The following is an 11,517-nucleotide window of genomic DNA, read 5'->3' as shown; positions in this document are numbered from 1 at the left end:
GGGTGGTGTGCCCCCTCCGGCGTTGTTGCCGAAACAGCAACGTCCCTCGCCCCCTCCCGGGAGCGGAGCAATGATCGGTAGCAGTACATCCCAGTCAGAGGAGGACCCATGCCGCAGTCCGTAGACCCGTTCACCCCGGCCGGTGCCCAGCATCGAACGGTGGACGTCCCCGGTGGCCGTATCCACCTCGTGGAACAGGGCACCGGCCCCCTTGTCCTGCTGGTCCACGGCTTTCCCGAGCTCTGGTACTCGTGGCGCCACCAGCTCCCCGCACTCGCCGAGGCGGGCTACCGCGCCGTCGCCATCGACGTACGCGGCTACGGGCGCTCCTCGGTGCCCGACGCCCTGGACGCGTACCGCATCGGGGCACACGTCGAGGACAACGTCGCCGTCGTCCGCGCCCTCGGCGAGGAGACCGCCGTGATCGTCGGCCACGACTGGGGCTCGACCATCGCCGCCGACTCCGCGCTGCTCAGGCCCGATGTCTTCACAGCGGTGGGACTGCTCGGCGTGCCGTACGCGCCGCGGGGCGGGATCCGCCCGACCGACGCCTTCGCCATGATCGGCGGGGACGAGGAGTTCTACGTCCGCTACTTCCAGGAGCCCGGCCGCGCGGAGTCGGAGATCGAGCCGGACGTACGGGCGTGGCTGACGGGCTTCTACGCCACGCTGTCGGCCGACACCATGCCCGAGTCGGGCGAGGCCGGCGTCTTCTTCGTCCCGAAGGGCGGCAAGTTCTCCGACCGGTTCGTGAAGGACCGGCCGTCCTGGCTCTCGGACGAGGAACTCGACTTCTGCGTGGGCGAGTTCGAGCGCACCGGATTCACCGGCGCCCTGAACCGCTACCGCAGCATGGACCGGGACTGGGAGGACCTCGCCGAGTGGGACGGCGCCCCGATCACCCAGCCGTCGCTCTTCGTAGCAGGCCAACTCGACGCCTCCATCGCCTGGTTGGCAAGTGCCATCGAGGCCTTCCCCACCACACTCCCCGGGCTGGTCTCCTCGCACCTCGTCGAGGGCTGCGGCCACTGGGTGCAGCAGGAACGCCCCGAGGAGGTCAACCGGCTGCTGACCACCTGGCTGGGCTCCCTCAACGCGTAGCCGCGACCAGGCCCGCCTCGTACGCGATGATGACGAGCCGCACCCGGTCCCGGGCGTCCAGCTTGGCGAGCAGCCGGGTCACATAGGTCTTCGCGGTGGCGACACTGATGGACAGCCGCGCGGCGATCTCCGTGTTGGACAGCCCGCTTCCGATGAGGGTGAGCACCTCGCGCTCGCGGTCGGTGATGCCCAGAGCCGGACGGACGGCGGGCGGGTTGGACACGGGACGCTCCGCGAACTCCCTGATGAGACGGCGTGTCACACTCGGCGCGAGCAGCCCGTCCCCGGTGGCGACGACCCGGATCGAGTCGAGGATGTCGTCCAGGGCCATGTCCTTGACGAGGAATCCGGCCGCGCCCGCGCGCAGCGCCCCGTACAGACAGTCGTCATCGTCGAAGGTCGTCAGCACGATGACCTGGGCTCCGCCGGAGCCCTCCGTGATCAGCCGGGTGGCCTCGATGCCGTCCATGCCGGGCATGCGGATGTCCATCACCACGACGTCGGGGTGTTCCGTCCCGGCCAGGGCGACCGCCTCGGCTCCGGTGCCGGCCTCGCCGACGACCTCCAGGCCGGGGGCCTCGCCGATCACCATGCGCAGGGCCGCGCGGACGAGGGGCTGGTCGTCGGCCAGGACGACCCGGACCGTCATCGCACACCCGCCGGTACGGGCAGGCGCGCCGCCACCCGGAATCCGCCCTCGGGGCGCGGCGCGGCCGAGAACTCGCCGTGCAGCAGGCCGACCCGCTCGCGCATCCCGAGCAGGCCGTAGCCGGTGGTGGCGGCACGACCGGGGCCGTTCCCGCTGTCGACGACCTCGATGGCCAGCTCCTCGTCCCGGCAGTCGACGGTCACCCGGCAGGAGCGGGCGCCGGCATGGCGTACGACATTGGTGACGGCCTCCTGCACGATGCGGTACGCGGACATGCCGATCTCCGGGGGCAGTGTGCGCCGTTCGCCCTGCCAGCGGACCTCGACGCGGACGCCCGCGGCCGTCGTCCGCTCGGCGAGCCGGTCGATGTCGGCCAGACCGGGGGCGGGGGAGGGATCGAGCGGAGTCGCCTCGGGGGCCTGGCCCGGTTCGGCCCGGCGGAGCGCGCCCAGCATCCGGCGCAGGCCGGACAGCGTCTCCCGGCTCGCGTTCTCCACCTCTCCGAGGGCCTCTCGCGCCAGCTCGGGCCGGGTGTCGATGACCCGCCGCGCGGCACCGGCCTGGAGGGCGACGATGCCGATGGTGTGGGCCACCATGTCGTGCAACTCCCTTGCGATGCGCAGCCGTTCGGCGGTGACGGCCTGGGCGGCGGCCTGGGCGCGCAGCCGTTCGGCGTGGATCCGGGACTGGCGCATCTGGTGCCCGGCGAGCCAGGCGATGACGACCACCAGCGCCATGAACGGCTCCGACGGCGTCCCGTCGTCCCGCCCGACCCCGAACAGCATGCGCGGAAGCAGGAATCCGGCCAGGACACCGAGCGTGGCGGCAGCGGCGGAGAGCGAGACCCGGCGCGGCTCGGCGGCCGTGAGGACCGCGAGGGCCAAGCACACCGCCAGGAACTGCATCCCGACGACCTCCGTCTGCTTCCAGGCCGGCGCGAGCACGACCGTACCCGCGAGGACGAGGGCGTAGGCCGGTCGCGGCCTGCGGCGCAGCAGTGCGCTGCCGGCCAGGACGAGGACGGTGGCCAGGGCGAGGAGCGCCCGGGCCGCGTACGAGTCGAGGCCGTGCCGTGGATAGGCGTACGAGTACTCGTGGGGCGTCGGGAACACGATGTAGTCGACGACCGGGTACACCGTCGCCGCACACCAGATCACCGCCGTCCAGGCGCCCGGCGGTATGCGCTTGAGCAGCGGAAGTCGCGGTGTGGCGGGCATACGCCGATCGTAACGACGTGAACCGCGCGGGGCATCGGACCGTGGGTGTACGACTGTGGTCGACACCCGCCCGCGCGATTGTCGGCGCCGGTCCGATGCCGAACAGCCGTGCTCCCGGGGACCGTTGGGCCCGTGATCGAAGTCAACGAACTGACGAAGCGATACGGCGGTACCACGGCCGTCGACCATCTGAGCTTCACCGTGCGGCCCGGACACGTCACCGGGTTCCTCGGCCCCAACGGCGCCGGAAAGAGCACCACGCTGCGGCTCATGCTCGGGCTGAACGAGCCCACGGGCGGATCCGTCACCATCGACGGCCGCCGCTTCCGGGACCGCCCGCGCGGCCTGCGCCACGTCGGCGCGCTGCTCGACGCCCACGAAGTGCACGGCGGCCGCAGCGCCCTGGCGCAGCTGACCGTGCTGGCCCGCTCCAACCGCATCCCGCGCCGCCGGGTGGACGAGGTGCTGGAGGAGGTCGGTCTCGCGGGCGCGCGGCGGCGCCGGATCGGCGGCTTCTCGCTCGGGATGAAACAACGGCTGGGCATCGCGGCGGCGCTGCTCGGTGACCCTCCGGTGCTGCTGTTCGACGAGCCCCTCAACGGGCTGGACCCGGAGGGGGTGAAGTGGCTGCGCGGCCTGTTCCACCGGCTGGCCGCCGAGGGCCGGACCGTGCTGGTCTCCAGCCATCTGATGTCCGAGATGGAGAACACCGCCGACCAGCTCGTCGTCATCGGCCGCGGCGCGCTCATCGCCGCCGAGAGCCTCACGGAGTTCGCGGCCCGCGGCACCCGTTCGGCCGTGACCGTGCGGACGCCGGACCCCGCGGCGCTGACGGCACTGCTCACCGGGGCGGGAGCGTCGGTCCGCCAGGACGCCGGCTCGCTGACGGTGACCGGCATGGACGCGGACCGGATCGGTGAACTCGCCCTCCGGCACCGGGTGCTGCTGCGCGAACTCACCACCAGGACCGCCTCTTTGGAGGAGGCCTTCATGGAACTGACCGCCGACAGCGTCGAGTACCTCGCGGGAGAGGCCCGATGACCACCACCCCCGACAGGGCCACTGCCCCTGCCACTGCCGCAGCCACGGCAACGGCCGAGTTCGACCTGGCTCAAGTCACCGAACCCCGCGCCCGCTTTCGCGATCTCGTCGCCGCCGAGTGGGTCAAGCTGTGGTCGCTGCGCTCCAACAACTGGGCGTTCGTGATCGGCGCGTTGGCCGTCATCGGGTTCAACGTGGGGACCGCCTGGGACACTTACCGCTACTGGACGGCCCAGGACGCGCGTTCCCGGGCCGACTTCGTCCAGGACGGGATCCCGTTGTCGATCGCCTTCACCGCGAACGCCGCCATGGTCCTCATGCTCGCCCTCAGCGCCATCGGCGCCACGGCGATCGTGGGCGAGTACAGGACCGGGACGATCCGCACGACGTTCACGGCCGTCCCGGCCCGGCGTTCGGTGATGGCGGCGAAGGTGTGCTTGGTCACGGCCGTCACGACGGCGTTCGGCGCGGTGGTCGCGGCAGCCTCGTTCGGTCTCACCCAAGCCGTCCTGTCCGGCCGGCACATCGGCGTCCCGATCGACCACCCCGGCGCGCTGCGCGTAGTCGTGGCGTCCGCGCTCCTCGCGCCGGTGTCCGCGCTCCTCGGTATGGCCCTCGGCACCCTCATCAGGCACAGCGCGGCCACCATGACCGCCAACGCGGTGATCCTCCTGCTGCTGCCCCTGGTCTTCAGCGCCGACCGCCACTGGGCGGCCGTCGTCGACCACGCCCTGCCGACCGGCGCGTGGCTGCGTCTGGTCGACGTCGGCCGACAGGCGGTCGCGTACCCCTGGACGCTCACCGGCGCTTGGACCGTCTACGCGGTCTGGGCCCTGGCCGCCGCCGCTGTCGCGGTGACCTCGGTGCAGCGGCGAGACCAATGACCGTCAGGACACGCGGATCACCACATGTGCGCTGTCCTTACGTACGTGTCTCGTTCAGGGCGGTGCGCGCGAGGCCGACGAAGGTCACGACCGACTCCCAGAACGGGCGGTAGCAGTCGTCGAACCGCTGTCCCGCTCCCTCCTCGCCCTGGATCATCGCGCGGAGCGCCCGCCAGTTGTCGCCGGTCGCGAGGCGGACCCGGTCCGCGGCCGCGGCGGCCTCCGCCGACCCTTCCAGGTCCACCACCCAGACCCGCTGACGCAGCACGGCGTACTCGCCCTGAAGCCGTATCCGCAGATCCCTGAGGGCGGCGAGCCGCTCGACCGGGTCCTGGATCCGATCGGCGTCGGTGACCTTCCAGTAGAGGTCTCCCATGCGCTGGGCCTGCTCGATGACGTCCACGTACGCCGATCGCCGGGTCGCCCTGAGCCGGTCCGCCTGTACGGACGCGGCGGCCGCGTCCGCCTGGATGCGGGCGGCCCGGTAGGTGCCGCGGCTGGTCACCCAGCTGGCGAGCACGGCGGTGCCGGCCGTCAGCGCGGCCACCCACAGTGTGCTGTCCCCCATGTCGAAGAGATCCTCAACCCTCAGGCGAGCCGGGCGAGTTCGTCGTGCGACAGGCTGATCGCGCCCGCGGCCACGTTCTCCACGAGGTGGTCCGGATCGCCCGTGCCCGGGATGGCCAGGACGTGCTGGCCGCGGTGCAGTGTCCAGGCCAGCCGGATCTGCGCGGGGCTCGCACCGTGCGCCCTGGCGATGTCGAGGACCTCGGCGTCCTGGGCATCGGCGGTGCCCTTGCTGCCGCCTGCGCCCGCTATCGCGAAGAACGGCACGAAGGCGATGCCCTGTTCACCGCAGATCCGCAGGACGTCGTCGCTCTCGGTACGTGTGTCCAGGGCGTACCGGTTCTGGACGCAGACCACCGGGGCGATGGTCTGCGCCTCGGCGAGCTGTTCCGCGTCGACGTCGGACACGCCGAGGTGGCGGACGAGCCCGGCCTCGCGCAGTGCGGCCAGTGCCCCGAAGTGCTCGGCGATCGAATGGCGGCCGTGCGTCCGGAGGTTGACCACGTCGAGGTGGTCGCGGCCGAGCTGGCGCAGGTTCTCCTCCACCTGGCCGCGCAGCTGCTCGGGCCTGGCCCAGGGCAGCCACTCACCCGACGGATCGCGCCCCGGCCCCACCTTGGTGACGATGACCAGGTCGTCCGGATACGGGGCCAGCGCCGAGTTGACCAGCTCGTTGGCCGAGCGCAGGGACGAGAAGTAGAAGGCGGCGGTGTCGATGTGGTTGACGCCCAGTTCCACCGCGCGCCGGAGCACGCCGAGCGACCGGTCGCGGTCGCTCGGCATGCCCTGGTGGAATGGGCCGCTTCCGGTCAGCCGCATGGTCCCGAAACCCAGCCGGTTGACCGTGAGGTCGCCGAGCCGCCACGTGCCCGCTGCCGCCGCGTTGATCGTCTCCGAGGTCATCTTCGGAGTCTTGCACGGAGGTTCGGACCATGGGGGCGGACGGTGAAAAGTGATCTTCACGGGCCCTGCGGATGCGGACCATCAGCGTCGAGGGGGCGCCTGGGCGGGGCGGTCCGGCTCGCGCGTCCCGGTCAGATGCGCGAAGACGACGACATTGCTCCGGTAGCCGGTCCTCCGGTCGTACGCCCCGCCGCAGGTGATCAGCCGCAGCTCGGGACGCTTTCTGGCGCCGTACACCTCCTGACTGGGGAACTGCTCCTTGTCGTACGTGCGGACGGCGTCCACCGTGTAGACCGCGGTGCGGCCGTCGGCGCGCCGGGCCTCGACCAGCCGGCCGGGCGTCAGTCCGCTCAGGCCGACGAAGACGGCGGGCCCGGTGGCGGTGTCGAGGTGGCCGACCACCACGGCGGTGCCGGCCTCGCCGGGCGAGGGGCCGCCCTCGTACCAGCCGACGAGTTCGGGTTTGTCCACGGGCGGAGTGGTGAGCTGCCGCTTCCGGTCCAGGCGCAGGCCGACGACCGGGGCCTCCAGACCGAGATACGGGATCCTCAGGACCGTCGCCCTTGACCGCGGGAGCGGCCGGGGCGCCGGGCTGGGGCGCCGGACGGGAGGCGGCACACGGACGTGACCGCGCCGGGGCTCGGGTGTCGTGGCGGCGGAGGGACCCGGGGCGGGGGAACCCGGGGACGCCTTGGCGTCCCCGGGAGCCTGGGCGGGTGCGGCGGCCGGGTCCGGGGGCCGGCCGTCGTCCTCGGCCCACCAGAGGCCGCCCATCACCAGCGAGAACGCCAGCACGGCCGTCCTCGTCAGCCGGTAGGCGCGCGTCCGGTACCAGGGCCTGGGCGCGCGCCTACGCGGCGCCATCGGGCCGGCGGCGCAGCATCCGGAAGTAGACGAAGCCCGACACACCGACCAGGCCCAACGCCGACGCAGCGCCGAACGCCGACACGCTCGCTGGCTCGGCGAGGCCGCCGCCGCCCGCGGGCACCCCGCCGTTGGGGCCGCCGAGTGCGTTGTTCTCGGGTCCGCCGGCGGGCGGGGTCTTCTTGCAGTCGACCTTGAACACCTTGTGCTTGCCCGCGCCCTTGCCGTCCACGATCTGCCACGTGAGCTTGTACTGGCCGTCGGGCAGGGCCAGCAGGCCGGTCGTCCGGCCGGTACCGGTGGGCAGCGCGAGGGTGCCGGTGAGCGTGGCGCTTCCCCGCTTCGCCGGCTGGGGCTCGATGATCCAGGTGACACCCTGGCCCCGGTCGAAGTTGAAGGCGGCGAGGTAGAACTGGCAGACCTTCGGGTCGTTCCGCTGGTCGGCGTCGGGCGTCGAATCCGCGTGGATCTTGACATCGCCGTTGTCGCCGGGGGCGGCGAAGGCGGCCGGGGCCCCGAGAAGGGCGGTTCCGGCGAGGGTGAGCGCCGTGAGCGCGGCGGCTCCCGTGCGGGCGGTGCGTGCGGTGCGGGTTTTGCGGGCGGTGGGGTTGGTGCGTGAGGTGCACGAGGTGCGTGAGGTGCGGGGGAGCGGCGAGGCGGACATGGGGGATCCTCCGAGCGGGATGATTGTCGTACAAATTGGCTCTTTGTCTGACTCCCTTTCACATCCCGCGTCCGAAAGCCCGGCGCATCGCTGACAAGCCGTCAGGGATCGCCCGTCCGGCCCAGGTTTCCGGCGGCCCGGGATCCCGCCGGGCGGGCCCGCGGCCTAGACTCACCGCGTGGACAACGCAGCGTTGGAGCGGCTCGGTGCCGGCAAATATCTGCTGGTGACCAGCTATCGGAAGAACGGCACGCCGGTCGCGACCCCGGTGTGGGTGGTCCGTGACGGCGACACGCTCGGCGTCTGGACCGTCGCGGACTCGTGGAAGGTGAAGCGGATCCGCAACCGCGCCGACGTCCTGGTCGGCCCCTGCGACGCCCGCGGCAACCCGACCGGCGAGCAACTCCCCGCCACCGCCGAGGTCTGCGCCCCGGACGTCACCGCGCACTATCGCCGTCTCATCGCCCGCAAATACGGCATCTCCGGCCGCCTCGTCCTGCTCGGCAGCCGACTGCGCCGAGGGAAGAACGGGACGATCGGCATCCGGGTGTCACTGGTGCCGTAGCCAGACGTAGTCGACGGGCTGTACGGCGTTCCAGGCCTTGGCCAGTTCCGGGCCGACAGGGGCGAAGCCGGCTCCCCGGTAGCAGCGCAGAGCCCGGTCGTTGTCGGGGTGCACCCGCATGAACACGTCCGAGTGTCCCGAGCCGCGGGCCTCGCCGAGCAGCCCCCGGACCAGTACGCGCCCGAGACCACGCCCGCGGGACTCGGGCGCCACGATGATCCGCGCCAGCTCCACCTCGTCCTCCTCGGCGTCGAACCACAACTCCCCGTACGCGACGGGCCGTTCGTCCTCGACGAGCAGGTGAGCGGTCACGTCCGTGTCCTGCTGCCATGCCGCGACGGTCTCTCCGGCCACGGGGAACTCCCGCCGCCCGCACCACATCGCGACCTCCGCGGCGGAGACCGGCCAGGTCGCCACGGTCGTCGCGTGCGCGGCGCTGAAAGGAAGCAGATCCATGATGTGACTCCGTTCGTCCGGCTCCGCGGCCCTTGACCGGACCGAGGGGATGCCTAGAGTGACCGGTGGTTGAACGGCAAACCGCTTTCGCGATGCCGGTGACGCGCCGGCCCCGCCCGTCGCGGTCGGCGTCCCATTCCCTTGTGTGAGGAGTGTCCGCACACGTGTCGAGCCAGGAGAACCCCTTGGACCTGACGGCGATCGAGACCGAGAGGGCACGGATCCGGGACGCCTATCTGGCCCCGGACAGACGGCCCAGTTCGGCCCGGGGCGTGCACCATGTCGCGCTGCTCTCCGGAGACGTCGAGAGGACGGTGCGTTTCTACCAGGAACTGCTGGAGTTCCCGCTCACGGAGATGTTCGAGAACCGCGACTACAAGGGCTCGACCCACTTCTTCTTCGACATCGGTCACGGCAACCTGCTCGCCTTCTTCGACTTCCCGGGCCTCGACGTCGGACCGTACGCGGAAGTCCTCGGCGGCCTCCACCACCTGGCCATCTCCGTCGAACCGGCGGCCTGGACCCGGCTGCGCGACCGGCTCGACGCGGCCGGGGTGGACTACCAGGAGGAGAGCGGCACCTCGGTCTACTTCCGCGACCCCGACGGAACCCGCGTCGAACTGATCGCGGATCCGCTCGGCGAGATGTACGGCACGAGCGTGCGGTGAAACGGAGCGACGTCGACGTCCGGTGATACGGCACGACGTGCGGAGAGTCGCGCGGGAGGGCCTGCGGCGCCGGGCCGGAGGCCTACCCCACCGTCGGTGACGAGGTCGAGGTCGAGGTCGGTGTCGCTGTCGGGGAGGCGCTGCCGGCCGGCGGAGTGAGAGCGACGACCGGCGCTCCCGGCTGGGGTGCGGGCGGTGTGACATCGCCGGCGGGCAGCTTCGGAGGGGTCGTCTCCTGGAAGAGGACCGAGTCGAAGTTGACCAGCCCGGTCTTCTCCATGACGGAGATGTGGTCCAGGACGGTGTCGTTGGCCTGGTCCGCCAGTTCACGGACCAGGCTGTTCTCGGTGGTGGCACGGATCTTCGCGACGGTCGGGAAGATCTGGCCGTGCGTCACGCGCAGGATGTTGGCGAGGTCCGTGTCGAACTGCTTGCCGTGGTCCGCGGTCAGGGTCGCCACGAAACCCTGCTGCTGCGGGGACGCCTGGTTGGGCAGCGTGATCCCCAGCCGGGGAGCGATCAGCCGGCACTCGGCGTCGAGTGCGGCGTGGCCCGAGATCAGATGCTCGCCCGCCGTTCTGACGGGCTGGGTCGTGCCCTTCGTCAGGGCCAGCTCGCCGGAGGGGAACTCCCACAGCCCGGCGGCCCGCACCTTGACGACGAAATCGCGGTCCGCCTCCGTGAGCGGGCCGGTCGGGGTGCGGGCGATGATGCGCGACGGGGAACTCGACACGTTCTGCACCCCGAGCATCGCGGGATACGCGAGCGCGGCGAGGGTCACCGCCAGGCTGCCGACGACGAAGACCGTTCCCGCCGCGTTCCGGGACATACGCATGGTGCCTCCTGGCCCAGGACATCCGTCCCCGAGGCGGAGGCCTCGGGAACGCTGTTTCGCACCGCGGTGAGCGGTGCGGATGCCGGGGAGTACGGCTTCGCCGGTTCAGGAGATCCTTTGGTCCGGGCAAAGAGTGAGCCATGGACAAAGACTGAGCCGTGGAGGGCGGCCCTCTGCCGGGACCTGCCGGACTCCTACGGACAGCGGCTTGCGGCTTGCGGAGTATGGCTTGCGGACTACGGCTTGCGGCCGACGCCGCCGAGGGCGATCACCTCGGACGGGAGCGCGGCGGCGCCCGGGTCGGGACGCCACTCCGCGAGCGGGACCACGCCCGGCTCCAGCAGCTCCAGGCCCTCGAAGAAACCGGCCAGTTGTTCCGGGCTGCGGAGGAAGTACGGGGCGGCGCCGCTCTCGTTGTAGCGCCGGGTGGCCTCGGCGTTGGCCTTGTGGGTGTCCACGCTGTCGTTGAACGCCAGGAAGCTGCCGGACGGCAGGGCCTCCAGCAGCCGGGTCACGATGGACCGGGCCTCGTCGTAGTCGGCGATGTGCCCGCTGACCTGCATCAGGGTGAGCGCCACCGGCCGGGTCAGATCCAGCGTCGTGGCCGCCTGGCGCAGGATCGCGTCGGGATCGTGCAGGTCCGCGTCGATGTAGTCGGTCACCCCCTGCGGGTCGCTGGTCAGCAGCGCCCGGGCATGGGCCAGCACCAGCGGGTCGTTGTCGACGTAGACGATGCGTGCCTCGGGGGCCACCCGCTGGGCTATCTGATGCGTGTTGTCCACGGTGGGCAGGCCGGTACCGACGTCCAGGAACTGCCGGACACCCGCTTCGCCCGCCAGATGACGCACGGCCCGGCCGAGGAAGGCCCGGGAACCCCGGGCGAGTTCCTCGATGCCGGGGAAGAACTCACGGAACGCGTCGCCCACCTGGTGGTCGACGGGGTAGTTGTCCTTCCCGCCCAGCCAGTAGTTCCAGATCCGGGCCGAATGCGGCACCGATGTGTCGATCTTCGACCACGGGCCCGCGGGTGCGGACGAATCGTGAGTCACTGAACAGCCTCCTCAGCACGCGCCGTCGCAAGTCTCACCACACAACGTAGAGCC

General features: G+C 71.5%; 14 protein-coding genes. 5 read left to right on the top strand and 9 right to left on the bottom strand.

The window, feature by feature from the left end; translation table 11 throughout:
• Positions 1-108: 108 nt before the first annotated feature.
• Positions 109-1,101: an alpha/beta fold hydrolase gene (locus ACFWXQ_RS01685; protein WP_383946906.1), complete on the top strand. Its 993-nt coding sequence runs from the start codon at positions 109-111 to the stop codon at positions 1,099-1,101.
• On the opposite strand, the gene ACFWXQ_RS01680 is transcribed toward ACFWXQ_RS01685, so the two are convergent.
• Positions 1,091-1,750, bottom strand: coding sequence for a response regulator (locus ACFWXQ_RS01680; protein WP_383946903.1), 660 nt, complete (start codon positions 1,748-1,750; stop codon positions 1,091-1,093). The two genes, ACFWXQ_RS01685 and ACFWXQ_RS01680, sit on opposite strands and share 11 nt — an antisense overlap.
• On the bottom strand, positions 1,747-2,967 hold the full coding sequence (locus tag ACFWXQ_RS01675) for a sensor histidine kinase (protein WP_383946900.1): 1,221 nt from the start codon (positions 2,965-2,967) through the stop codon (positions 1,747-1,749). Before ACFWXQ_RS01675 ends, ACFWXQ_RS01680 begins: the two co-directional genes overlap by 4 nt.
• Before the next feature lie 132 nt (positions 2,968-3,099).
• On the opposite strand from ACFWXQ_RS01675, the gene ACFWXQ_RS01670 reads away from it, so the two are divergent.
• Both ACFWXQ_RS01670 and ACFWXQ_RS01665 read left to right on the top strand, forming a co-directional pair.
• Positions 3,100-4,008, top strand: coding sequence for an ABC transporter ATP-binding protein (locus ACFWXQ_RS01670; RefSeq protein WP_383946897.1), 909 nt, complete (start codon positions 3,100-3,102; stop codon positions 4,006-4,008).
• The gene (locus ACFWXQ_RS01665; protein WP_383946895.1) at positions 4,005-4,892 is read left to right on the top strand and encodes an ABC transporter permease; all 888 of its coding nucleotides are present in this window, start codon (positions 4,005-4,007) and stop codon (positions 4,890-4,892) included. The genes ACFWXQ_RS01670 and ACFWXQ_RS01665 overlap by 4 nt, the downstream gene beginning before the upstream one ends.
• A gap of 37 nt (positions 4,893-4,929) precedes the next feature.
• Here the strand turns inward: ACFWXQ_RS01665 and ACFWXQ_RS01660 are convergent, their stop codons facing one another.
• From ACFWXQ_RS01660 to ACFWXQ_RS01645, 4 genes are all read right to left on the bottom strand, one after another.
• Positions 4,930-5,460, bottom strand: coding sequence for a hypothetical protein (locus ACFWXQ_RS01660; protein ID WP_383946892.1), 531 nt, complete (start codon positions 5,458-5,460; stop codon positions 4,930-4,932).
• Between the two features lie 20 nt (positions 5,461-5,480).
• Complete coding sequence (locus tag ACFWXQ_RS01655; protein WP_383946890.1) at positions 5,481-6,362, bottom strand: oxidoreductase; 882 nt, start codon at positions 6,360-6,362, stop codon at positions 5,481-5,483.
• Positions 6,363-6,443: 81 nt separating this feature from the next.
• Positions 6,444-7,226: a class F sortase gene (locus ACFWXQ_RS01650; protein WP_383946887.1), complete on the bottom strand. Its 783-nt coding sequence runs from the start codon at positions 7,224-7,226 to the stop codon at positions 6,444-6,446.
• On the bottom strand, positions 7,213-7,890 hold the full coding sequence (locus ACFWXQ_RS01645; protein ID WP_383946885.1) for a hypothetical protein: 678 nt from the start codon (positions 7,888-7,890) through the stop codon (positions 7,213-7,215). The genes ACFWXQ_RS01650 and ACFWXQ_RS01645 overlap by 14 nt, the downstream gene beginning before the upstream one ends.
• Before the next feature lie 178 nt (positions 7,891-8,068).
• Here ACFWXQ_RS01645 and ACFWXQ_RS01640 point away from each other — a divergent pair, with 178 nt between their 5' ends.
• Entirely contained in the window at positions 8,069-8,455 is a 387-nt protein-coding gene (locus ACFWXQ_RS01640; protein ID WP_383946882.1) for a PPOX class F420-dependent oxidoreductase, read from the top strand.
• Here ACFWXQ_RS01640 and ACFWXQ_RS01635 read toward each other — a convergent pair.
• Positions 8,441-8,911 carry a GNAT family N-acetyltransferase gene (locus ACFWXQ_RS01635; RefSeq protein ID WP_383946879.1) on the bottom strand — a complete coding sequence of 157 codons (471 nt, stop codon included), beginning with the start codon at positions 8,909-8,911 and terminating at the stop codon, positions 8,441-8,443. The two genes, ACFWXQ_RS01640 and ACFWXQ_RS01635, sit on opposite strands and share 15 nt — an antisense overlap.
• Before the next feature lie 164 nt (positions 8,912-9,075).
• Between ACFWXQ_RS01635 and ACFWXQ_RS01630 the strand changes: the two genes are divergently transcribed.
• Positions 9,076-9,579 (top strand): VOC family protein, encoded by a 504-nt coding sequence (locus ACFWXQ_RS01630; RefSeq protein ID WP_383946876.1) that lies wholly within the window; start codon positions 9,076-9,078, stop codon positions 9,577-9,579.
• Positions 9,580-9,661: 82 nt separating this feature from the next.
• Here ACFWXQ_RS01630 and ACFWXQ_RS01625 read toward each other — a convergent pair whose 3' ends face one another.
• Complete coding sequence (locus ACFWXQ_RS01625) at positions 9,662-10,414, bottom strand: DUF4142 domain-containing protein (protein ID WP_383946873.1); 753 nt, start codon at positions 10,412-10,414, stop codon at positions 9,662-9,664.
• Between the two features lie 236 nt (positions 10,415-10,650).
• Positions 10,651-11,463 carry an SAM-dependent methyltransferase gene (locus ACFWXQ_RS01620; RefSeq protein WP_383946870.1) on the bottom strand — a complete coding sequence of 271 codons (813 nt, stop codon included), beginning with the start codon at positions 11,461-11,463 and terminating at the stop codon, positions 10,651-10,653.
• Positions 11,464-11,517 lie beyond the last annotated feature (54 nt).

The organism is Streptomyces sp. NPDC058697 (assembly GCF_042715345.1).
Classification (GTDB): Bacteria; Actinomycetota; Actinomycetes; order Streptomycetales; family Streptomycetaceae; genus Streptomyces; species Streptomyces liliifuscus.
Note: the sequence above shows the minus strand (reverse complement) of the source record. Positions and strands in the feature narration are given on the sequence as shown.